This is a genomic window from Pseudomonas marginalis (assembly GCF_001645105.1).
Taxonomy (GTDB): Bacteria; Pseudomonadota; Gammaproteobacteria; order Pseudomonadales; family Pseudomonadaceae; genus Aquipseudomonas; species Aquipseudomonas petroselini.
In genome coordinates this window covers 79,546-100,837 of sequence record NZ_LKEG01000049.1, presented here as the reverse complement: position 1 = coordinate 100,837, position 21,292 = coordinate 79,546, and the positions used below count along the sequence as shown (strand labels likewise).

Here is a 21,292-nt window from a genome sequence, read left to right as displayed (position 1 = left end):
AGTGTGTTAAGCAAATCTTTTTTTGTAGCGCCGCGTCAGTTCAGGTAAGGGGACCAGGATGGTTCTCTGACTTCGCCTTGTGCGGTAGGAAGCGGGAGCCTTACGCGTCCATTAATGGACACGAGCATCAAGACTCCCCGGCCCTGCTGGCGGGTGGCGTAGATTACCATGGTGCCGTTGGGCGCAACAGTGGCTGACTCATCAAGGTTGGTATCTGTGAGGATTTTTACGGTTCCGCGCTGCAAATCCTGGGCCGCAACCCGGAAATTAGTGAAACCATCCTGACGGTGAATCATCACCAACGTCTTTTCATCAGCCGAAAGCTTAGGGTTGGCGTTGTAGTTACCGATAAAAGTAACACGCTCCGCACCACCGCCATTCACGTTCGCCTTATAAACCTGCGGCTTGCCGCCTCGGTCAGAGGTGAAGTAGATGGTCGAACCATCCTTGCCCCAGAACGGTTCGGTATTGATACCCGGGCCGCTGGTTACGCGGGAGATCTGGCGCGAAGCCATGTTCATCACGTAGATGTCCGGGTTGCCGTCCTTGGACAGCACGAATGCCAGGCGCGAACCATCCGGCGACCAGGCTGGCGCACCGTTGAGGCCTTCGAAGTTGGTGATCTGCTCACGACGGCCAGTATCAATGTGCTGGACGAAGATACGCGGACGACGCTGCTCGAAAGACACATAGGCAATACGCTTGCCGTCCGGCGCAAAGCGCGGCGACAGGATTGGCTCACGCGATTGCAGCAAGGTCACAGCCCGTGCACCGTCGTAATCCGAGCGCTGCAATGTGTAACGAGTGTTGTCTACGGAAAAACGTTCAGCGGTCACGTACAGCAGACGCGTCGAGAAAGCACCCTTGATACCGGTGAGCTTCTCAAACGACTGGTCCGAGATGTAGTGAGCCATGTCCCGCAGTTGTTCGGCGGTGCCCGACACGCTGCCGGTCAAGACCTGCTGCTCGGTGGCCACGTTGAACAAGGTGTATTGGATTTGCAGGCGACCGCCGGCCGGCGTGATGTTGCCGACCATCAGGTACTGCGCACCCACCGCTTTCCAGTCACGGAACACGACTTCGCTGGCTTGGTTCGGCTGGCTGATCATGTTGCCTTTCGGAATCGGCGCGTAGTAGCCGGAGTTGCGCAGGTCGTCGCTGACGATCTGGGCCATGTCGTCCGGCAGCACGCTGCCGCCCTGCCAGCCAAACGGTACAACGGCGATCGGAGTGGCCCGATCGCTACCGCTGGTGACCAGGATGTTCTTTTCATCCGCCGCCGCTATCCCTGCCATACAGCAAATAACGACAAGCATTCCTCGAAGAAGGTTTCTCACAAGGCTAGATCCTCAGGTGTGAATGTCATCTTGAATGAACGATAGGGAGCGAAGTCGCTTGGTTTCATTCCCTGCATCTCGGTCAACCGGCCAATGTTCTTGACCGCGGCAACCGCCGAACTGTCGAACGAACCGTCACCACTGGACTTGGCCACGCTGACCGAAGTCACCGTACCGTCCGGCAACATGCCGATCTGCAGCACTACTGTCATGCCTTTACGCGCCGAAGGTGGACGTGTCCAACCCTCTGCTGCCCGCGCCCGAATCAGGTCGTCGAAACTGCCCGCGACATCATCGCCCTGCTCATCGGCCAAGGCTTGCTGACGCTGAGGCGTGTCGGAAAGCAAATCTGCCAAGGCCTGGGCCTTTTTCTCTTCGGCGGATTTACGCGCTGCTTCCTGGGCCTTTTTCTTGGTGGCGTCGGCGGCAGCTTTCTTCTTCGCGTCGTCGGCGATTTTCTTCTTCGCCTCGTCTGCTTCAGCTTTTTTCTTGGCGTCTTCGGCGGCTTTCTTCTTCGCGTCTTCGACTATTTTCTTCTTGGCGTCTTCAGCGGCCTTTTTCTTGGCCTCTTCTTCAGCAGCTTTCTTGGCTTCTTCTTCAGATTTCTTCTTGGCTATATCAGCCAATTGTTTCTCTTCGGCTTTTTTAGCTTCGGCAGCCTTCTCGGACTTTTTGGCTTCATCAGCCTTTTTCGCCTCGTCGGCCTTCTTGGCTTCGTCTGCCTTTTTCGATTCCTCGGCCTTTTGAGCCGCCTCTTCTTTCTTTTGTTCCGCAGCAGCTTTCACCGCTTCCTGCTCGACCTTCTTCTGTTCCATCTGTTCGACTTCAGTCTGGCGCGCAGCCGACTTCTGGGCCTCACCCGCAATCTTCTGATTGGTCTGGGTGGTGGCCTGGCTTTTCGATTTCAGCTGATACAGGGTCGCCTGCACGATCGGCTTGGCTGGCGGCAGGTCCGGGGTCATGGCAAAGCTGACGAACAGCATGCCAAACACCAGGACGTGCAGGGCAATCGCCCAGACGCTAGGCCAGAAGAAGCTTTCCGAGGCGGACGGCTCTCGCTGTTGCTGCATCAGGGCGCCTCGGTAATCAAGCCAACGTTACCCACGCCGGCCTTCTGCAGCCCGCCCATGGCGCCCATGACAGAGCCGTAGTCGACCGATTTGTCGCCACGGATGAACACCTGGGTGTGCTTGCCGCCTTCGTTGCCGGAGCGAATGATCTTGGTCACGGCATCGGTCATCGCGGGCAAGGTCAGGGCCTTGTCTTGCTGCTTCTGCGTGTCGACTTCGCTGCCAAGGTTCCAGTAATAGGTCTTGTCAGACTTGATCGAAATGGTCAGGACTTGAGTGTTGTTGTCTTGCGGCAAGGCTTCACTTGAAACCTTGGGCAGATCAACCTTCACGCCCTGGTTGAGCATCGGCGCGGTCACCATGAAGATAACCAGCAGCACCAGCATCACGTCGATGTAAGGCACTACGTTCATCTCGGCGACCGGCTTGCGCTTTTTGCGAGCTCGAGCGATTAAAGCCATTGGGAATTACCTGCTTATTCTTCGCTGGTGTGCACTTTACGGTGCAGGATCGCCTGGAACTCATCGGCGAAGGTGTAGTAACGGCCGATCAACGTTTCGCTGGTGGCAGCGAAGCGGTTGTAGGCGATTACTGCGGGGATAGCGGCAAACAAGCCGATCGCCGTAGCGATCAGGGCTTCGGCGATACCCGGGGCCACGGTGGCCAGGGTCGCTTGCTGGGCCTGAGCCAGGCCGCGGAAGGAGTTCATGATCCCCCAGACGGTACCGAACAGACCAATGTACGGGCTGACGGAACCTACGGTGGCTAGGAAAGGCAGGCTTTGCTCAAGCTTTTCTTCTTCGCGGGAAATGGCGACGCGCATGGCGCGGGCCACGCCTTCCATGACCGCTTCAGGGTCAACGCCTGGCTGCTGGCGCAGACGGGAGAATTCCTTGAAGCCGGCACGGAAGATCTGCTCTACGCCCGAATCAGGGTCCGGGTTGCTGCCGGCCTGGCGGTACAGCTTGGACAGGTCGATACCCGACCAGAAGCGCTCTTCAAAGCTCTCCAGGGCACGTCGACCGGCACGCAGCAGATTGCTGCGCTGAAAAATCATGACCCAAGAGGTAACCGATGCGGCTACCAGGGTCAGCATGACCAGTTGAACCACAACACTGGCATTGCTGACCAGGCTCCACATGGAGGAATGGTCGACGACGGTAGGTTCCACGCTAAATCTCCTGCTTTGATTGTTTACCCGCGCCGCTTACGTCGGCAAAGGCCGCACGTAGAGCTTCGGGAATGGCCCGGGGTTTCAAACTATTGGTGCGCACACAGGCCACCAGGAACTGCCCCTCACAGAGCAGCGTTGCATCCGTTGCCCGCCTGACCTGCTGCTTGAAACGCAGGCTGACACGGTTCAATTCGATTACTTCAGCGCTGACCAACAGCTCGTCGTCCAGCCGCGCCGGCGCGTGATACCGCGCCTCGCTGGAGTGCACGACGAACAACAGGTCCTCCCCTGCCAGCTGGGATTGGGCAAAGCCCAGCTCCCGTAGCCGCTCGGTTCGAGCCCGCTCCATGAACTTGAGGTAATTGACGTAATACACGATGCCGCCGGCATCGGTGTCCTCGTAATAAACGCGACAGCGATGTGCGAACGACTGATCCCCGTTTTGCGCGCGCATACTCTAGTGCTTACTCCTCAGGTTGCCAATCCGGCCCGCAACTGTTTTTTCATTATCACTCTTCATCCTGAAGAATATTTCTACTGACTGAAAGACGACACCAGCCACTAGGACAGCACAAACCTCGGATAAATCGTCTGGCGTGAAGCTTTTAATCGTCCACTGCATCGAGGAATTCGTCTACTACAGGCATCTCGCCCAATCGTGACGGAATGTTTAACCCAAAGTGCAGATAGGCGTGCCGCGTCACCACCCGCCCCCTTGGCGTGCGCATGATGTAGCCCTGCTGGATCAGGTACGGCTCCAGCACGTCTTCAATGGTGTGGCGCTCTTCGCTGATGGCCGCCGCCAGGCTGTCGACACCCACCGGGCCACCGTCGAACTTCTCGATCATGGTCAAGAGTAGACGTCGATCCTGGTGATCGAAGCCATGCTCATCCACGTCCAGCAGGTTCAAGGCCAGGTCGGCCACGGCCTTGGTGATATGCCCCTTGGCACGCACTTCGGCAAAGTCCCGCACGCGACGCAGCAAACGGTTGGCAATCCGCGGCGTGCCACGGGCCCGACGGGCGATTTCAAACGCGCCTTCCGGGTCCAGCGGTAAACCCAGGATGCCCGCCGAACGGCTGACGATCGTCGCCAGGTCCGCAGTGCTATAGAACTCTAGACGTTGAACAATGCCGAAACGGTCTCGCAGCGGGTTGGTCAGCATGCCGGCACGGGTGGTCGCACCTACCAAGGTGAATGGCGGCAGGTCGAGCTTGATCGAACGGGCCGCCGGGCCTTCGCCGATCATGATGTCGAGCTGGAAGTCTTCCATGGCCGGGTACAGCACTTCTTCGACGATCGGCGAAAGCCGGTGGATCTCGTCGATAAACAGCACGTCATGCGGCTCAAGGTTGGTCAGCAGCGCTGCCAGGTCACCCGGACGCTCCAACACCGGACCCGAGGTGGACTTGATCGACACGCCCATTTCCTGGGCAATGATATTGGCCAGCGTGGTTTTACCCAAACCCGGCGGGCCGAAGATCAGCGTGTGGTCCAGGGACTCACTGCGCCCCCGGGCAGCCTGGATAAACAGTTCCATCTGCTCGCGCACGGTGGGCTGGCCGATGTAGTCGGCCAGGCTCAGGGGGCGAATGGCCCGGTCCTGGACCTCTTCACGATCTCGCGGGCCGGTGGCCGCAATCAGACGATCTGCTTCAATCACTTAAATCATTCCCTTCAGGGCGCGGCGGATCATGTCTTCACTGCTCAGGTTCTTGTCCTTGATGGCCGACACGGCCTTGCTGGCTTCCTGCGGCTTGTAGCCCAGGGAGATCAGCGCGCTGACCGCATCGCTTTCGGCACTGGCCACTTGGCCCGCCGGCATATCTGGCTGATTCGGCACCAGGGCAAACATGCTTGGTACAACTTCCCATGCCTTGAAACGGTCCTTGAGCTCCACGAGCAGGCGCTCGGCGGTCTTCTTGCCGACGCCCGGCACCTTGGTCAGCGCCGAGGTGTCCTGGGCCGAGACGGCACGCACCAGCTCATCAACTTCCAGGCTCGACATCAACGCCAGGGCCAATTTCGGGCCCACGCCATTGAGGCGGATCAGCTCGCGGAAGAAGTCGCGGTCGCGCTTGCCAATGAAACCATAGAGGAGTTGCGCATCTTCGCGCACCACCAAGTGCGTGTGCAGCGTTATCGGCTCACCGACCGACGGTAGGCGATACAGGGTGGTCATGGGCACTTCCAGCTCATACCCCAGCCCGTTCACATCCAGAATCAGGTGCGGCGGCTGTTTCTCAGCCAGAGTGCCGCGCAAACGTCCAATCACGGTTCAGATCCTTAAAGCTTGGGGTCAGATCAAGGCCTGACCGGAAATAACGATTGCGCTGATGCTATCAGAGACGCAGGCGCCCGCCACGACTGCGTGCCGCCCCCAGGCCATGCGGCAGCAGGCTGGAGCGGGTGTGCGCATGGCAAATGGCAATGGCCAGGGCGTCGGACGCATCGATCTGCGGTTTTGAGGTGAGCTTGAGCATGTGCATGACCATCATCTGCACTTGCTCTTTGTTGGCGGCACCGGTGCCAACCACGGCCTGCTTGACCTGGGTCGCAGTGTATTCGGCGATTTCCATGCCCTCTTCGGCGCCGGCAACGATGGCGGCACCACGGGCCTGGCCCAGCTTCAGGGCGGAGTCCGCGTTTTTCGCCATAAACACCTTTTCGATGCCCATAGTGACCGGCCCGTACGTCTGGATCACTTCACGCACGCCGCGATAGACGATCTGCAGGCGCTCGGCCAACTCGCCCGCACCCGTGCGGATGCAGCCCGAGGCGACGTAGACACAGCCGCGCGGGGTCTGTTGCACCACGCCAAAACCGGTGATGCGCGAACCGGGGTCGATACCTAGGATTAAAGTCATAACGCCTGCGGGTTGGGTAAAAACAATTTTTGATACAGAGAAGACCCCATGTGGGAGGGGGCTTGCCCCCGATAGCGGTGAATCAGTCGATTTATACGTAACTGACACACTGTCATCGGGGGCAAGCCCCCTCCCACTTTTTGATCTACATCGCCCTTCAGCCTAGCTGTTCGGCTACTGACTCTGGGATGTCGGCGTTGGAATACACGTTCTGAACATCATCCAGGTCTTCAAGCATGTCCAGCATCTTCAGCACTTTCTGCGCGCCGTCCAGGTCCAGCTCGGCACTGGTGGTCGGCAGCATGACGATTTCTGCGTCGGTACCCTTGAAACCGGCGGCTTCCAACGCATTGCGCACGGCATAGAACCCGGCAAACGACGTGAATACATCAATGGAGCCATCTTCATTGGTCACCACGTCGTCGGCATCGGCCTCCATTGCGGCTTCCATCAGTGCATCCTCATCCGTGCCCGGCGCGAAGGAGATCTGCCCCTTGCGCTCGAACAAGTAGGCCACCGAACCATCAGTACCGAGGTTACCGCCGCACTTGCTGAACGCATGGCGCACGGCTGCCGCGGTGCGGTTACGGTTGTCGGTCATGCACTCGACCATCACCGCCACCCCGCCCGGGCCGTAGCCTTCGTAGGTCAGTTCGACCATGTCGTCGGTGTCGGCGGCACCGGCGCCACGGGCCACGGCGCGATCAATGATGTCGCGGCTCATGTTGGCGCCAAGGGCCTTGTCCAGCGCCAGGCGCAGGCGCGGGTTGGAGCCTGGGTCACCCCCACCTTGGCGCGCGGCGACGGTCAGTTCGCGGATCCACTTGGTGAAGATCTTGCCTTTCTTGGCATCCTGACGCTCTTTGCGGTGCTTGATGTTCGCCCACTTGGAATGGCCAGCCATAACACAACTCCGAAATTCTGTAGAAACCTTATCAATCCCGCCCCAGGCAGGACTTCTCTCTTTAAAACACAACCCTTGTAACGCAAAGGCGCATCCGAAGATGCGCCTTTTTAGACTGCGTAAACCTCAGTGCGCTTTCACGCAGCAGCCTTACTCAGCCTTCGGCGTCTCGCGCAGGCGGATGTGCAGCTCGCGCAGCGCCTTGGCATCCACCACACCCGGAGCCTGGGTCATGACGTCCGCAGCGCTCTGGGTTTTCGGGAAGGCAATCACTTCACGGATCGACTGGGCGCCGGTCATCAACATCACCAGGCGGTCCAGGCCGAACGCCAAGCCACCGTGCGGCGGCGCGCCGTATTTCAGGGCGTCGAGCAGGAAGCCGAACTTCTCTTCCTGTTCCGCTTCGTTGATGCCCAACAGGCGGAAGACCGCTTGCTGCATCTCTTTGCGGTGGATACGGATCGAACCGCCACCCAGCTCGGTGCCGTTGAGCACCATGTCGTAGGCGCGGGACAGGGCGCCGGCCGGGTTGGCTTCCAGCTCGGCCGGCGAGCACTTCGGCGCGGTGAACGGGTGGTGCAAGGCGCTGAAGCTGCCGTCGTCGTTCTCTTCGAACATCGGGAAGTCAACGACCCACATCGGGGCCCATTCGCAGGTCAGCAGGTTCAGGTCGTGACCCAGCTTGATCCGCAGCGCGCCCAAGGCTTCGCTGACGATCTTGGCCTTGTCGGCGCCGAAGAACACGATGTCGCCGTCGACTGCACCGACGCGGTCGAGGATCGCGTTCAGGTTGTCCAACGGAATGTTTTTCACGATCGGCGATTGCAGGCCATCAACACCGTTGGCGCGCTCGTTGACCTTGATGTACGCCAGGCCCTTGGCACCGTAGATACCGACGAACTTGGTGTAGTCGTCGATCTGCTTGCGCGGCATGCTCGCGCCGCCAGGCACGCGCAGGGCGGCGATGCGGCATTTCGGGTCGTTGGCCGGGCCGCTGAACACCTTGAAGTCGACGTCCTTGAGCTGGTCGGCCACGTCTACCAGTTCCAGCGGGTTACGCAGGTCTGGCTTGTCGGAACCGTAGCGGCGCATGGCTTCTTCGAAGGTCATGTGCGGGAAGTCGCCGAATTCCAGGTCCAGCACTTCCTTGAACAGGTTGCGGATCATTTGTTCGGTGAGGCCCATGATCTCTTTTTCATCGAGGAAACTGGTCTCGATGTCGATCTGGGTGAATTCCGGCTGGCGGTCGGCGCGCAGGTCTTCGTCGCGGAAGCACTTGGCGATCTGGTAGTAACGGTCGAAGCCGGCCACCATCAGCAATTGCTTGAACAGTTGCGGCGATTGCGGCAGGGCAAAGAAAGAACCGGGGTGGGTACGGCTAGGCACCAGGTAGTCACGCGCGCCTTCCGGGGTGGCCCGGGTCAGGATCGGGGTTTCGACATCCAGGAAGCCGTTCTCGTCGAGGAAACGACGGATGCTGGTGGTCATGCGCGAACGCAGGCGCAGCTTCTCGGCCATTTCCGGACGACGCAGGTCCAGGAAGCGATAGCGCAGGCGGGTTTCTTCGCCCACGTCGGAGTATTCGTTGAGTGGGAACGGCGGGGTTTCCGATTCGTTCAGCACTTCCAGCTCGTAACCCAGCACTTCGATGCCGCCGGACGCCATGTTCTTGTTCACGGCACCCGCCGGACGCAGGCGAACCTTACCGGTGATCTTCACGACGTACTCGCTGCGCACGCGGTCAGCAGCGGCGAAGCTCTCGGCGCGGTCAGGGTCGAACACCACTTGGGCCAGACCATCACGATCACGGATATCGAGGAAGATCACCCCGCCGTGGTCGCGGCGACGGTGAACCCATCCGCAAAGGGTGATTTCCTGACCTTCCAGGGTCTCGTTCAGTTGGCCGCAATAATGGCTGCGCATCATGGTAGTGGTTTCACTTCTCGTAATTCGAAATTCGGTGGAGGCCTGCCTCGTCACCGTACATTAAAGCAGGGGACGGATAATGCAGGAGCCTGCGCGTAGAGTTCAACTCAGTCTGCTTTGTCGCCGCCGGCGAGGTTCTTCTTGGCGCCGGTCTTGAAGTCGGTCTCATACCAGCCGCTGCCGCTCAGGCGGAAGCCCGGCATGGACAACATCTTCTTGAGCTCCGGTGCCTGGCAGGCAGGGCAATCGACCAGCGGCGCGGCGCTGATCTTCTGAATGGCTTCCAACTGATGACCACAGGAAGCACATTGATAGTCGTACATGGGCATGGAGATGTCTCGGCGATCAGATCGTTACTGCGCCACGCCTGCCCTACGGGTTCCGCAGCATGCGTAGCAAAGCGCGGGATTATATCTGGTAAATCGAGGCAGCGCAGCCGGCTTTCTGCCGGAGCCTTGCCCACCTCAGCGTACGACCATGTAGTGAGCGCGCTTGCCCCACGCTGGGTGGCGAAGCCGCCCCAATGAAGCCACCCCAATAAGGACACTGTGAGGTCCAGGATAGGCCTAAGGTCGCCTGGTTGGGGGCCGCTACGCAGCCCAGCGCGGGGCAAGCCCGCTCACTACAAGGGCAGGTGCCGGTGCTCAATGCACTATTCCGGTGAACAGGATGGCTCAACACCCCCTTTCAAGGCGTGAACCACACAGACCACCCTGACCAACCCACTGAAGTTTTTCACACCGCCATAACGCAAGTGCACTTCCCGGTCGACATAGGACAGCAACGCACTGACTGAACAGGCGTTGATCCTGGCTATCTCCGTGAGGATATTCCAGTAGATCTGCTCCAATCGCAGGCAGGTGGAAAACCCGTTGAGCCTTACCGACCGGGACAATGGCTTGGCCAGCCCCATATCGAACCCTTTCGCAAAAGGGTCGATCTTTATCCTATGAAAACCAGCGGTTTCCATCACTCCATTACCCACTCCGCGTGACATACACCTGACACTCCATTGCCAAACAGCAGCCCATGGGTTGTCCCATTGGGCGATGGCCTTATAAAACCGCAGGCAGAGGCAGGCAGCCAGAAGACGGGGAGTTGATAGACGTAGGACAACGCCAGGAAACGCGCGGAAACAAGCGAGCGGCGCCAGGAAGGCGCCACTCAGGGCAGGTGTCTACTGATTTTCGAGCAGGGAGCGCAGCATCCACGCGGTTTTCTCGTGAACCTGCATACGCTGGGTCAGCAGGTCGGCCGTCGGCTCATCGCTGACCTTGTCGAGCAGCGGGAAGATGCCACGTGCGGTGCGAGTGACCGCTTCCTGGCCTGCCACCAACTGCTTGATCATCTCTTCTGCGCTGGGCACGCCTTCTTCTTCCTTGATGGAAGACAGACGGGCATAGATGGAATAGGCACCCGGTGCCGGGAAACCTAGGGCACGGATACGTTCGGCAATGGAGTCCACTGCCAGCGCCAGTTCGTTGTACTGCTCCTCGAACATCAAGTGCAGCGTACGGAACATGGGGCCCGTGACGTTCCAATGGAAGTTGTGGGTCTTCAGATACAGTACATAGGTATCGGAAAGCAGCCGTGAAAGCCCGTCGACGATGGATTTACGATCTTCTTCACTGATACCGATATCGATTGCCATGTTTATCCCCTTCAATTGACAAGCATTCATTGATCAGGTGCAGGACCACTCTAGCAAGAGTGCCGGTGATGCGCAGCCCGGCGCGGCAATTCGCCCCGGCGTGGCCGGTCAAACGGTGCGGCCGGGCCTCTGGCCCAAGTAGGAAATATCCCTGCAATCCGTTTGAAAAGCCTGCACGTGTCTAGGACAAGCGTTTGACACAGAAATGCCGTCATCCTTGCAACACCCCGAAATGCTTGATTTGAGTAGGCACAGCCTTTGCTGTTAAATAGGCGGCGTGTCGTCGCCGTTACTTTCTGCGGCAGCGGCATAGGCTGATACCCCGCGCACGTGCCCAACGCCTCCCATTGTTCAGAAGCGAACCGTGCCAGTCAGCTCTTCCTCGTGATCCGTCTTAAAGTGAGTTAATCAAAATGTTGAAAATCGTCCACCTGCTAACGGGCGTTGCAGCGTTGCTGCTGTCCTTTATACCGAGCTTGCAACAGGGAAGCCCTCCCTACCTGGAACAACACGACGCTCTGTACCTGGCCTTGTTCGGCCTTCTTAACCTGACGCTGGCACCGGTGATCCCTTACTGGAACAAAGGCACACGTCATCAACTGCAAAACCTGGTCAGCGCGCTGCTGGTACTGACCGTGGTCGTACAAACCCTCACCCTCCTGGCACCTATGCCTGAAGTCGGCGGCCACCCGGCCATCCTGCTCAGCCTGGTGATTGCTGTGGTCGCCATCGTTCTTCACCTGGCCATCAGCTTCTACCGTTCCTCCCCTGCGGCCTCGTCGCAAACCTACGACATGACCAATCGGGATACCGGTACCGTCAAGTGGTTCAACACCTCCAAAGGCTTCGGCTTTATTTCCCGTGATTCGGGCGACGACATTTTCGTCCACTTCCGGGCCATTCGCGGCGAAGGCCATCGCGTCCTGGTGGAAGGCCAGCGCGTGGAATTCTCCGTCATGAATCGCGACAAAGGCCTGCAGGCCGAAGACGTGATCGCTGCACTGCCGCGTCGCTGATACCCGCGCTCGCAGCAAAAAAAACCGCGATCCAGCTTGGCTGGGTCGCGGTTTTTTTATGCACGCCTGTTAATAATGAGGCGGCGGCGCTTCTTCTTCGGAGGTTTCGAATTGGCCGCCCATTTCTTCCTGGCGTTTAAGTAGCGCGGTCATCTGCAATTGCAGGCGCTCGACAGCACGCTGCTGGGTGACGAGGATGTCATTGAGGGTCTCAATGGTGTCGTCCTGGAAGGCCAGGCGGCTTTCCAGGTCGGTGACGCGGTCTTGCAGATCCATGATTCAACCCTGGGTAAAGATGAAGTCGGCGGGCAACAACTCGCGCAGACGGCCGCGGATGGCTGCCACTTGCGCATCGGTGTAAGACTGCGCCGGATGTTTGCCCCATACCGGCGCCGGCCAGGCGGCATCGTCACGCTTGCGCACGATCACATGCACGTGCAGCTGGCTGACCACATTGCCCAGGGCGCCGATGTTCATTTTGTCGGCGCAGAAACCGCCATTCAGCGACTGGGCCAGGGCCGTCGTCTCTTGCCACAACCGCTGCTGATCGGCGACATCCAGCTGAAACACTTCGCTGATAGCGTTGATACGCGGCACCAGAATGAACCAAGGGTAATTCGAGTCATTGGACAGCAGCAGGCGGCACAGGGGGAAATCCCCCATGACCAGCGTGTCTTGTTGAAGGCGTTGATCTAAAGCGAACACCGCAGGCACTCCGTTCGGCAGGTCAGGTTCAAGGCCCCCAGCATACCTGCGAATCGCCCACGCTTCACACCAGCGCCTGCGCGCATGAACATGGCGCAATGAAAAAAAATGCACCATTTAGAGACAGACGAATATTTCAACTACGCTGAATGACCAATCCTGCTGCGATTGGCCAAACACTGATCAAAAGATTATGGCGAGACCCGCGACACAGAGGCCTCAAGAAACAAGGCATTGAGCCATCACCGCAATCAAGCGATATCTGGGGGCCTGCACCAAAATGACCCATTTATGCCTCAAAGAGATCCGCCGTCTACCCACCGACTGGGGTGAATGGGTAACGTTTTCTCCAGATTCAGGATGTGCGCACCTCTACACAGAGGCGGAGCATGGGCGTCCGGGCCAAACCAATCGGCGTAAAAACCCCGTGCTTATGCGGTTTTCACGGAGCGACGACGTTTTTCACGAAAAAATGACATTCGGTTTGCGGTTTGGGCACGCTTGCTGCATTCATCCTCTTATCGTCGGCAACGGCACCAGAAGGGAATCAGGTGTTTCGCGATGAAAACAACAGCGGTTCAATGCGCGCCAAGGACGATTTCAAACTTTTAAAGTAACGTTTTTTACGCTCTTTTAACGGTTTAGAAACAGTATTGAAGTTGTCAGTCTCGTTACAGTGAGGCTGTGAATTTGCGACATGGATATAGCAATCTACGACAAGCTCGTAAAGAAGCTGAAAGGAAAGTTGGGCAAGTATCGCCAATATTGTCAGCGTGATATAACTTTGCGCCGACACAAAAAGAAAGAGCCGCCCAGACAAAAATACAGGTGGGACGGCAGTACTCTTCCTAAAACCAAAGGAGCAAATCACGATGCGCGTGATGAAGTGGAGCATGATCGCCCTGGCTGTTTCAGCAGGCACCTCGCAGTTCGCAATGGCGTCCGCCCAGGACGATTCCAAGGGCTTTATCGAAGACAGTACCGCCAGCATTCTGACGCGTGCCTTGTACTTCAGCCGTGACCGCCGTAACCAAGGTGCGGAGCAAAGCCGTATCGAAGAAACCGGTCTGGGCTTCCACGGTCTCTTCAGCTCGGGCTACACCCAAGGCACCATCGGTGTCGGTGTCGATGTCATCGGCCTGCTGGGCGTCAAACTCGACAGCGGCAAGGGCCGCGCCGGTACCGGTCTGTTCCCAGAGGGTTCCGACGGCCGTTCGCAGGACGACTATTCCAAAGCAGGCGCTGCCGTGAAGTTCCGTATTTCCAATACGGTCCTCAAGGTCGGTGATCAATACACTACCGCTCCAGTGTTCGCCTCCGATGACAGCCGCTTGCTGCCGGAACTGCCGCAAGGCGTTTCCATCACCAGCAACGAAATCAAAGACCTGAAACTGGAAGCCGGTCACTTCACCTCGATCGTTGCCCAGGATCAAACCTACCGCGACAGTATCGGCAGCTCCGAACCAGGCTCGAAACGTGGCCTGCGTGACGCCAACTTCGTGGGCGGCGTTTACAGCTGGACGCCAGAGATCACCACCAGCCTCTACTACTCCAAAGTGGAAGACTACTGGAAGAAGCTCTACGCCAACGTGAACTGGACCCACGCACTTAGCGATGACCAATCCGTGGCTGTCGACTTCAACATCTACGACACCAAGAGCGACGGCGCCGGCCTGGTACGTGCTGACAAAGACAGCACGACCAAACTCGACAACCGTGCGTTCAGCTTGCAAGGCGCGTACACCATTGGCGCTCACACCTTCACCCTGGCGGCGCAGAAAGTCAGCGGCGACGGCCAATACGGTTATGGCGTAGACGGCGGCGGCACGATTTTCCTGGCCAACTCCATCGCTCGTTCCGACTTCAACGCTGAAGACGAGAAGTCCTACCAGGCTCGCTATGACCTGAACATGGCAACCTTTGGCATTCCGGGCCTGAGCTTCATGACTCGTTATGTGAAAGGTACCGGCGCCAACACCTCTACCACTAACAACGGTAAAGAGTGGGAACGCGATATCGAAGCCAAATACGTGATCCAGAGCGGCCCAGCCAAAGACCTGAGCTTGCGCGTACGTCAAGCGACCTATCGCTCGTCTGATCAGGTTTACTCGGGTTCTCTCGACGAACTGCGTCTGATCGCGCAATACCCGCTGAACATCTTGTAATTGACGGTTTGATTACAACGATGACTTGAGGCCTCGGCCTTAAATAAAAAGCCGCTCCTTTGTTTAACAAGGGAGCGGCTTTTTTATGGCTGTATTGTTTCAGCGGCAAAATAACTAGCAAGCTAACTAACGAGATTAACCTGTGCACCTTGAACCTGACCTAACGGCCAAGTTCAAGACTATGACTTCCCATTACTTGGCGACTGTTTCCTGCATCACACGAATAACCCGCTGCGGAAATGGAATATCAATCCCCGCCGCTTTTAAACGATCACGTGCAAGTTCGTTCAGCATAAACACCACGTCCCAATAATCCGACGTCTTGGTCCAGCAACGCAGGGATACGGTGATCGAACTGTCGCCCAAGGTCGACACCACTGCCACAGCGGCCGGGTCTGCCAACACACGCGGGTCTTTCGACAGTTCCAGCAACACCTCACGGGCTTTCTGCAGGTCGGCCTCGTAGTCCACACCCACGTCAAACACCACCTTGCGAGTCGGCTGGCGGTTGGTGTTGGTGATGATGCCGTTGGACAGGATGCCGTTCGGCACGATCACGGTCTTGTTGTCGCCGGTACGCAGCACGGTGTGGAAGATCTGGATGCTATCGACGGTACCCGAAGTGCCCTGGGCTTCGATCCAGTCACCAAGGCGGAACGGGCGGAACAACAGAATCAGCACGCCACCGGCGAAGTTCGCCAGGCTGCCTTGCAATGCCATGCCGATGGCCAGGGTGGCGGCACCGATCGCCGCAATGAACGAGGTGGTTGCCACACCGATCATCGAAGCCACGTTGACCACCAGCATGATTTTGAGCGCAATGTTCGCAAGTCTGGTAATGAAATGTTGCAGCGCCATGTCGGCATTACGCAGTGCAAGCAAGCGCCCTACCCGGTGGGTCAACACGTTGATCAGCCACCAACCGATGACCAGGGTGACCATGGCCAGCAAAAACCGGCTGCCGTATTCCATGATCATCGGGAGCCACGACTCTGAGGTCTTGATCAGGTGATCCATTTCAGCGTTCAAATCCATCTACATTCTCCTGTTTACCGGATGTTCGGTGTATTGAGTGGCCATAAATGCAATTGAGCCCCGTAGGGCTCAATCGTGGGAGCAGGTGCTGGGGCGTGGGACGTCGAAAACACCCCCAGGTTCCCCAAAGTGCCATCAGTCGCGGAAGTTATTGAACTGCAGCGGCATGTCGAACGTCTTGGCGCGCAATGCCGCAATCGCCTCTTGCAGGTCGTCACGTTTCTTGCCCGTGATACGCACCTGCTCACCCTGGATGGCGGCCTGGACTTTGAGCTTGGCATCCTTGACGTGGGCAACGATCTTCTTCGCCAGCTCCTTGTCGATACCTTCCTTGAGCACGGCTTCCTGCTTCATCAGCTTGCCGGAGGCGTAGGCGTCCTTGATTTCAAGGCACTGCGCGTCGATCTTGCGCTTGACCAGCGACAGCTTGAGGATCTCGATCATCGCTTCCAGCTGGAAATCGGCTTCAGCGGTCAGGTTGACGGTCAGTTCCTTTTCCTTGAATTCGAAGCTGCCCTTGCCTTTCAAGTCATAGCGACGGTCCAGTTCCTTGACGGCGTTCTCGACGGCGTTGGTGACTTCGTGTTTGTCCAGTTCGGATACCACGTCGAACGAAGGCATGTCATTTCTCCAATATAAGGGGCGGGCTCAGTAGAGATGGAGCGCGCCCGAGCTAAAATGCCGGGGCATTATAGCGGTTCTTTCGCCCCATTCACTGTGAGCGACCCCACGGAGCACAAACTGATGTCGACCACCTGGCATATTCTCGGCGCCGGCAGCCTGGGCACACTCTGGGCCACGCGCCTGGCGCGCGCGGGCCTCCCTGTCAGGTTGATCCTGCGTGATGAGGCGCGTCTGGCCAACTACCAGACCACCCAGGGTCTGACCTTGGTAGAGCACGGTGTAGCACAGACCTACCCGGTGATCGCAGAAACGCCTGACAGCCCGGAGCCGATTCATCGCCTGCTGGTGGCGTGCAAGGCCTACGACGCCCAAAGCGCCGTCGCACAGTTACAACGGCGACTGGCGCCCGACGCGGAACTGATCCTGCTGCAGAACGGCCTCGGCAGCCAGGACGCGGTCGCTGCGCAAATGCCCCAGGCCCGTTGCATCTTTGCCTCCAGCACCGAAGGCGCGTTTCGCGACGGCGACTGGCGCGTGGTGTTTGCCGGCCATGGCTACACCTGGCTGGGGGACGCGAGCCACCCTACCCCGCCACTCTGGCTGGATGACTTGCAGGCGGCTGGCATTCCCCACGATTGGAGCGCCGATATCCTCACGCGGTTGTGGCGCAAGCTGGCGCTCAACTGCGCCATCAACCCACTGAGCGTGCTGTATCAGTGCCGTAATGGCGAGCTGCAAGCCCATCACTGCGAAGTCGCCACCCTGTGCGCTGAACTCGGTGAACTGCTGGAATGCTGCGGCCAGCCTGCCGCCGCGCTGGATCTGCAGCACGAAGTGGAACGGGTGATCCTGGCCACGGCGGCCAATTACTCTTCCATGTACCAGGACGTGGCCGCCGGCCGCCGCACCGAAATCAGCTACCTATTGGGCTATGCTTGCCAGGCGGCCGCCCGTCATCAGCTGAACCTGCCGCATTTAAACCAGCTGCAAGTACGCTTGGTCGAGCAGCTGCTCGCACGCGGATTGCCCCGCGACTGAGCCACGCGCTACCCTGCCCGCCTGTCTATCACCTGGGAAAACCCTGATGCCGCTGCGCCAGCGTCTTGAAAACCTACCCGTCGGGCAGAAATTGCTGGCCGCCCTGCTGGTGCTGTTGACCACTGTATTGCTGGTGGCCAACCTGACCTTTATCAGCGCCGCCTACTGGATCTCCCAGGAAAGCATGGCCCCCCAGGCCTTGCAGGCCATTGGTCGCCTGGTGTCCAACCCCGCGCTCGCCGCCGAGGCCCTCGAATCACCCGCCAAAGCTGACGCCCTGCTCAATGAGCTGACCAGCTATTCACCCTTGCGCGCCGCCGCCCTGTACGACGGCGAAGGCAACCGCCTGGCGCAGATGCAACACGGTGACCGCCTGCACCTGCCCGACAACTACCGGCATATCGAAGCGTGGCGCGTGACCGAGTTTCGCAGCAACCAGGTCATCACCCTGCCCCGTGCGGGCCAGCCGTCCGGTCATCTGCTGCTGGTGGCCAGCAGCGAGCTGCCGGTGGCGTTCTACACCGGCACGCTGACCGCCAGCCTGGGCATCCTGATTTTCAGCGTGTTGCTGTGGCTGATCATCGCCCGCCAGATCAAACGCCTGATCACCCGGCCGATCCATGAACTGGAAGAGCTGTCGCGCCAAGTCACCCGTGAAGAGAACTACGCCCTGCGCGCCGGTCGTGGCAACCACGATGAAATCGGCAGCCTGGCAGAAGCCTTCAACACCATGCTGTCGCGCATCGAAGCCCGCGAGCATCAGCTCAAGCGTGCACGTGACGACTCCCAGGCCGCCTACGATCAGGCCCAAGGCTTGGCCGAAGAGACACGCCACACCAACCGCAAGCTGGAACTGGAAGTCCAGGTGCGCAGCAAGATCGAGAAAAAACTCACCGGCTTCCAGAATTACCTGAACAGCATCATCGACTCGATGCCCTCGGCACTGATCGCCCTGGATGAACAGCTCTACGTCACGCAGTGGAACCAGGAGGCCAGCGCGCTTTCCGGCACGCGACTGGATGAAGCCCTGAACCAGCCGATCTACCTCGCCTTCCTGCCACTCAAGCCGTATCTGCCGCAGATCAGGGCGGCGGTCGAGCAACACACCGTGGAGCGCATCGAACGTGTCACGTGGTTCAAGGAAGATGAACCCAAGCATTACGCCCTGACGTTCTACCCACTGATGGGCGGCGCCGGGCGGGGCGTGGTGATCCGTATCGATGACATCACTCAACGGCTGTCCCTGGAAGAAATGATGGTGCAATCGGAGAAGATGCTCTCCGTGGGTGGCTTGGCCGCCGGCATGGCCCATGAGATCAACAACCCGCTGGGGGCAATCCTGCATAACGTGCAGAACATCCGCCGCCGGTTGTCTCCCGACCTGCCCAAGAACCTGGAACACGCCGAACAGGCGGGCATCGAGCTGGAAACCGTCAACCGCTACCTGCAAAGTCGTGAAGTGCCGCAACTGCTCGATGGTATCCAGCAGGCCGGGGCACGGGCGGCGAAGATCGTCACCCATATGCTCAGCTTCAGCCGCCGCAGCAACCGGCAGATGGCACCGTGCGACTTGCCGGCGCTGATCGACCAGGCGGTGGAAATCGCCGGTAACGACTTCGACCTGGCCATCGGCTTTGACTTCAAGGGCCAGGCGATCATCCGTCAATTCGACCCGCAGCTGGGCCCGGTACCCGGCACCGCCAACGAACTGGAACAGGTGCTGCTCAACCTGCTTAAAAACGCCGCCCAGGCCATCCACCTGCGCGAAGACGACAGCGAGCCGGGGCGCATTATCCTGCGCACCCGCCTCAACCCACCGTGGGCGGAGATCCAGGTGGAAGACAATGGCATCGGGATGAGCGAGAACGTGCGCAAACGTACATTCGAGCCCTTCTTCACCACCAAGGAAATCGGCCAGGGCACCGGGCTTGGGCTGTCGGTGTCGTATTTCATCATCACCAATAACCACAAGGGCCAGATGGAAGTGCACTCCACCCTCGGCCAAGGCACTTGCTTTACCTTGCGCTTGCCCCTGGCCGGCAGCCAACTGCCGCCTTACGAACTTACCCAACTGGAGCAATGACCATGGGCTTTCGCCTGTCGAAAATCTACACGCGCACCGGCGACAAGGGCGAAACCGGCCTGGGCGACGGCCGCCGCGTGCCCAAGGACCACCCACGCGTGGAAGCCATTGGCGAAGTGGATACGCTGAACAGTCAGCTCGGCTTGCTGCTGGCCTATCTCGAAGCACTCGGCGGACAGCATCCGGGCTTGCAGGACGTGATCGAGGTACTGACGCCTTGCCAGCATCGATTGTTCGATCTGGGCGGCGAGCTGGCGATGCCAGAGTACAAAGCCTTGAATGCGGCGGAAGTGGATCGGCTGGAAGCGGCGATTGATCGCTGGAATGAAGAAGTGGGGCCGCTGGAGAACTTCATCCTGCCGGGTGGCTCGGCGCTGATCGCCCAAGCCCATGTGTGCCGTAGCCTGGCGCGCAGTGCGGAGCGTCGGTGTCAGCAGTTGAATGCGCTGGAGCCGCTGGAAGGCGTGGGGTTGGCGTATATCAATCGGTTGTCGGATTTACTCTTTGTGGCCGCCAGGGTAATCGCCAAGCGCCAGGGTGTAGCCGAAGTGTTGTGGCAGGCAGCAGCGAAGCCCCACTAACCCAATAAAAACGCCAAACCTGTAGTGAGCGGGCTTGCCCCGCGCTGGGCTGCAAAGCAGCCCCAAAACCACACAGCGTGTTGTGTCTGAGCCTACGCGGCAGCCTTTTTGGGGCTGCTTCGCAGCCCAGCGCGGGGCAAGCCCGCTCACTACAGGTCCGCGTTAAGTTTGCGGCCAGAACGCGCGAATTCCCGCCACACCTTGAGCGCCAGCTTCCCAAGCCTGTTCCCGCTCGGCAGGTCCTACCCCGCCCAACAGAAACACCGGCTTGCTGAACCCACGGATCAACTCCGCCGCCTGCGCCCAACCCAACGGCTGCGCGTCAGGATGGGTCTGAGTCGGCTGCACCGGCGACAGCGTGACAAAATCCACGTCCATCATTTGCGCCAACGCCAGCTCTTCAGCGTTGTGGCACGAAGCCGCCAGCCAGCGATCCTTCGGCAGTGGGCGGCCCTTACTCGCGTATTTACGCAGTTGCGCCGCCGTCATGTGCCAGCCGGCTGCAGGAAAGTCCCCCAACCATTCAAACGGTCCCTTGAGCATCAGTTGGGCCTTGCCCGCGCACAGGCCCACCGCGTCGACCGCGAGGTCGCGGTATTTGGGGTCGTAACCGTTGGGCGCCCGCAGTTGCACCAGCTTGATGCCACCCGCGATGGCTTTCTGGATGCCACGCAACAACGCCGGGGTTTCCAGCTCGCCTGGCGTGATCAGGTACTCGGCAGGCAAGCGCGCCGCCGCAACGATCGGTGCATTGGCCGCCGGAAACTCATAGTTGATGAGGTCCCGAGGGGCAACCCACTCCAGCGGTTGTCCTTCGACACCCTGCGGTTCGCCGGTAAACGCCGAAACCTCCCAGACATCCAGCAACACCTGCTTGTCCGGGTAGTCATGCTGCACCTTGATCAGCGGCCGTGCCGTGGTGACCTGGATACCCAGCTCTTCCTGCAGTTCGCGGGACAGAGCGCTGGCGACCGATTCATCGGCCTCCACCTTGCCACCGGGAAACTCCCAGAGACCGCCCTGGTGCTGGGTATCGGCGCGGCGCGCCAGCAGAATCCTGCCGTCGACACCGCGGATCACCGCTGCTGCTACATGCACTCGTTTCACCGCGATTT

Annotated in this window: 23 protein-coding genes; 5 read left to right on the top strand and 18 right to left on the bottom strand. The window is 59.2% G+C overall.

All coding sequences use genetic code 11. From position 1 onward, the window contains the following. Positions 1 to 35: 35 nt before the first annotated feature. The 13 genes from tolB to AO064_RS21665 all read right to left on the bottom strand — a co-directional run bounded on the left by tolB (position 36) and on the right by AO064_RS21665 (position 10,930). Positions 36 to 1,316, bottom strand: a complete 1,281-nt coding sequence (tolB, locus tag AO064_RS21725) for a Tol-Pal system beta propeller repeat protein TolB (RefSeq protein WP_043205819.1) — start codon at positions 1,314 to 1,316, stop codon at positions 36 to 38. 17 nt (positions 1,317 to 1,333) lie between these two features. Continuing rightward, the gene (tolA, locus tag AO064_RS21720) at positions 1,334 to 2,407 is read right to left on the bottom strand and encodes a cell envelope integrity protein TolA (protein ID WP_015885608.1); all 1,074 of its coding nucleotides are present in this window, start codon (positions 2,405 to 2,407) and stop codon (positions 1,334 to 1,336) included. After that, the gene (gene tolR / locus AO064_RS21715; RefSeq protein WP_162276129.1) at positions 2,407 to 2,859 is read right to left on the bottom strand and encodes a protein TolR; all 453 of its coding nucleotides are present in this window, start codon (positions 2,857 to 2,859) and stop codon (positions 2,407 to 2,409) included. The genes tolA and tolR overlap by 1 nt, the downstream gene beginning before the upstream one ends. Positions 2,860 to 2,882: 23 nt before the next feature. After that, positions 2,883 to 3,578 carry a protein TolQ gene (gene tolQ, locus AO064_RS21710; RefSeq protein ID WP_015885609.1) on the bottom strand — a complete coding sequence of 232 codons (696 nt, stop codon included), beginning with the start codon at positions 3,576 to 3,578 and terminating at the stop codon, positions 2,883 to 2,885. 1 nt (position 3,579) lies between these two features. Beyond that, the gene (gene ybgC, locus AO064_RS21705) at positions 3,580 to 4,035 is read right to left on the bottom strand and encodes a tol-pal system-associated acyl-CoA thioesterase (protein WP_015885610.1); all 456 of its coding nucleotides are present in this window, start codon (positions 4,033 to 4,035) and stop codon (positions 3,580 to 3,582) included. Positions 4,036 to 4,186: 151 nt separating this feature from the next. Beyond that, entirely contained in the window at positions 4,187 to 5,245 is a 1,059-nt protein-coding gene (ruvB, locus tag AO064_RS21700) for a Holliday junction branch migration DNA helicase RuvB (RefSeq protein ID WP_015885611.1), read from the bottom strand. Further along, a complete protein-coding gene (ruvA, locus tag AO064_RS21695; protein WP_003175802.1) occupies positions 5,246 to 5,857 on the bottom strand; it encodes a Holliday junction branch migration protein RuvA in 612 nt (203 codons plus the stop codon). A 67-nt stretch (positions 5,858 to 5,924) separates the two neighbouring features. After that, positions 5,925 to 6,449 (bottom strand): crossover junction endodeoxyribonuclease RuvC, encoded by a 525-nt coding sequence (ruvC, locus tag AO064_RS21690; RefSeq protein ID WP_015885612.1) that lies wholly within the window; start codon positions 6,447 to 6,449, stop codon positions 5,925 to 5,927. A 157-nt stretch (positions 6,450 to 6,606) separates the two neighbouring features. Further along, entirely contained in the window at positions 6,607 to 7,353 is a 747-nt protein-coding gene (locus tag AO064_RS21685; RefSeq protein ID WP_064054616.1) for a YebC/PmpR family DNA-binding transcriptional regulator, read from the bottom strand. Between the two features lie 150 nt (positions 7,354 to 7,503). Beyond that, positions 7,504 to 9,279, bottom strand: coding sequence for an aspartate--tRNA ligase (gene aspS, locus AO064_RS21680; protein ID WP_064054615.1), 1,776 nt, complete (start codon positions 9,277 to 9,279; stop codon positions 7,504 to 7,506). 107 nt (positions 9,280 to 9,386) lie between these two features. Further along, a complete protein-coding gene (locus tag AO064_RS21675; protein ID WP_003193872.1) occupies positions 9,387 to 9,608 on the bottom strand; it encodes an FmdB family zinc ribbon protein in 222 nt (73 codons plus the stop codon). Between the two features lie 323 nt (positions 9,609 to 9,931). After that, positions 9,932 to 10,276 (bottom strand): ribbon-helix-helix domain-containing protein, encoded by a 345-nt coding sequence (locus tag AO064_RS21670; protein WP_064054614.1) that lies wholly within the window; start codon positions 10,274 to 10,276, stop codon positions 9,932 to 9,934. 180 nt (positions 10,277 to 10,456) lie between these two features. Further along, positions 10,457 to 10,930 carry a Dps family protein gene (locus AO064_RS21665; RefSeq protein WP_003193874.1) on the bottom strand — a complete coding sequence of 158 codons (474 nt, stop codon included), beginning with the start codon at positions 10,928 to 10,930 and terminating at the stop codon, positions 10,457 to 10,459. Between the two features lie 413 nt (positions 10,931 to 11,343). Here AO064_RS21665 and AO064_RS31520 point away from each other — a divergent pair, with 413 nt between their 5' ends. Beyond that, complete coding sequence (locus AO064_RS31520) at positions 11,344 to 11,946, top strand: cold-shock protein (RefSeq protein ID WP_025854767.1); 603 nt, start codon at positions 11,344 to 11,346, stop codon at positions 11,944 to 11,946. A gap of 69 nt (positions 11,947 to 12,015) precedes the next feature. On the opposite strand, the gene AO064_RS21655 is transcribed toward AO064_RS31520, so the two are convergent. Next, positions 12,016 to 12,222, bottom strand: a complete 207-nt coding sequence (locus AO064_RS21655; protein WP_015885618.1) for a SlyX family protein — start codon at positions 12,220 to 12,222, stop codon at positions 12,016 to 12,018. A 3-nt stretch (positions 12,223 to 12,225) separates the two neighbouring features. Next, on the bottom strand, positions 12,226 to 12,651 hold the full coding sequence (locus tag AO064_RS21650) for an HIT domain-containing protein (protein WP_064054613.1): 426 nt from the start codon (positions 12,649 to 12,651) through the stop codon (positions 12,226 to 12,228). A gap of 872 nt (positions 12,652 to 13,523) precedes the next feature. Here AO064_RS21650 and AO064_RS21645 point away from each other — a divergent pair. Beyond that, positions 13,524 to 14,816, top strand: a complete 1,293-nt coding sequence (locus AO064_RS21645; protein WP_015885620.1) for an OprD family porin — start codon at positions 13,524 to 13,526, stop codon at positions 14,814 to 14,816. A gap of 192 nt (positions 14,817 to 15,008) precedes the next feature. Here AO064_RS21645 and AO064_RS21640 read toward each other — a convergent pair whose 3' ends face one another. Then, complete coding sequence (locus AO064_RS21640) at positions 15,009 to 15,851, bottom strand: mechanosensitive ion channel family protein (RefSeq protein ID WP_064054612.1); 843 nt, start codon at positions 15,849 to 15,851, stop codon at positions 15,009 to 15,011. Between the two features lie 135 nt (positions 15,852 to 15,986). After that, the gene (locus AO064_RS21635) at positions 15,987 to 16,472 is read right to left on the bottom strand and encodes a YajQ family cyclic di-GMP-binding protein (RefSeq protein ID WP_003209785.1); all 486 of its coding nucleotides are present in this window, start codon (positions 16,470 to 16,472) and stop codon (positions 15,987 to 15,989) included. 123 nt (positions 16,473 to 16,595) lie between these two features. Here AO064_RS21635 and AO064_RS21630 point away from each other — a divergent pair, with 123 nt between their 5' ends. From AO064_RS21630 to AO064_RS21620, 3 genes are read left to right on the top strand one after another with little or no spacing between them, the layout of a single operon-like run. Next, entirely contained in the window at positions 16,596 to 17,513 is a 918-nt protein-coding gene (locus tag AO064_RS21630; protein ID WP_064054611.1) for a putative 2-dehydropantoate 2-reductase, read from the top strand. A gap of 46 nt (positions 17,514 to 17,559) precedes the next feature. Then, a complete protein-coding gene (locus AO064_RS21625) occupies positions 17,560 to 19,596 on the top strand; it encodes a sensor histidine kinase (protein WP_064054610.1) in 2,037 nt (678 codons plus the stop codon). Positions 19,597 to 19,598: 2 nt separating this feature from the next. Further along, positions 19,599 to 20,177, top strand: a complete 579-nt coding sequence (locus AO064_RS21620) for a cob(I)yrinic acid a,c-diamide adenosyltransferase (protein WP_015885624.1) — start codon at positions 19,599 to 19,601, stop codon at positions 20,175 to 20,177. A 162-nt stretch (positions 20,178 to 20,339) separates the two neighbouring features. On the opposite strand, the gene AO064_RS21615 is transcribed toward AO064_RS21620, so the two are convergent. Then, positions 20,340 to 21,284: a Nudix family hydrolase gene (locus tag AO064_RS21615; RefSeq protein WP_046035280.1), complete on the bottom strand. Its 945-nt coding sequence runs from the start codon at positions 21,282 to 21,284 to the stop codon at positions 20,340 to 20,342. Positions 21,285 to 21,292: the final 8 nt, after the last annotated feature.

What these genes read in the sequence shown, in the direction of transcription:
- tolB (WP_043205819.1), bottom strand. Translation starts at nt 1,316, where the DNA reads ATGCTTGTCGTTATTTGCTGTATGGCAGGGATAGCGGCGGCGGATGAA.
- tolA (WP_015885608.1), bottom strand. Translation starts at nt 2,407, where the DNA reads ATGCAGCAACAGCGAGAGCCGTCCGCCTCGGAAAGCTTCTTCTGGCCT.
- ybgC (WP_015885610.1), bottom strand. Translation starts at nt 4,035, where the DNA reads ATGCGCGCGCAAAACGGGGATCAGTCGTTCGCACATCGCTGTCGCGTT.
- ruvC (WP_015885612.1), bottom strand. Translation starts at nt 6,449, where the DNA reads ATGACTTTAATCCTAGGTATCGACCCCGGTTCGCGCATCACCGGTTTT.
- AO064_RS21685 (WP_064054616.1), bottom strand. Translation starts at nt 7,353, where the DNA reads ATGGCTGGCCATTCCAAGTGGGCGAACATCAAGCACCGCAAAGAGCGT.
- aspS (WP_064054615.1), bottom strand. Translation starts at nt 9,279, where the DNA reads ATGATGCGCAGCCATTATTGCGGCCAACTGAACGAGACCCTGGAAGGT.
- AO064_RS21675 (WP_003193872.1), bottom strand. Translation starts at nt 9,608, where the DNA reads ATGCCCATGTACGACTATCAATGTGCTTCCTGTGGTCATCAGTTGGAA.
- AO064_RS21670 (WP_064054614.1), bottom strand. Translation starts at nt 10,276, where the DNA reads ATGTCACGCGGAGTGGGTAATGGAGTGATGGAAACCGCTGGTTTTCAT.
- AO064_RS21665 (WP_003193874.1), bottom strand. Translation starts at nt 10,930, where the DNA reads ATGGCAATCGATATCGGTATCAGTGAAGAAGATCGTAAATCCATCGTC.
- AO064_RS31520 (WP_025854767.1), top strand. Translation starts at nt 11,344, where the DNA reads ATGTTGAAAATCGTCCACCTGCTAACGGGCGTTGCAGCGTTGCTGCTG.
- AO064_RS21655 (WP_015885618.1), bottom strand. Translation starts at nt 12,222, where the DNA reads ATGGATCTGCAAGACCGCGTCACCGACCTGGAAAGCCGCCTGGCCTTC.
- AO064_RS21645 (WP_015885620.1), top strand. Translation starts at nt 13,524, where the DNA reads ATGCGCGTGATGAAGTGGAGCATGATCGCCCTGGCTGTTTCAGCAGGC.
- AO064_RS21640 (WP_064054612.1), bottom strand. Translation starts at nt 15,851, where the DNA reads ATGGATTTGAACGCTGAAATGGATCACCTGATCAAGACCTCAGAGTCG.
- AO064_RS21635 (WP_003209785.1), bottom strand. Translation starts at nt 16,472, where the DNA reads ATGCCTTCGTTCGACGTGGTATCCGAACTGGACAAACACGAAGTCACC.
- AO064_RS21630 (WP_064054611.1), top strand. Translation starts at nt 16,596, where the DNA reads ATGTCGACCACCTGGCATATTCTCGGCGCCGGCAGCCTGGGCACACTC.
- AO064_RS21625 (WP_064054610.1), top strand. Translation starts at nt 17,560, where the DNA reads ATGCCGCTGCGCCAGCGTCTTGAAAACCTACCCGTCGGGCAGAAATTG.
- AO064_RS21620 (WP_015885624.1), top strand. Translation starts at nt 19,599, where the DNA reads ATGGGCTTTCGCCTGTCGAAAATCTACACGCGCACCGGCGACAAGGGC.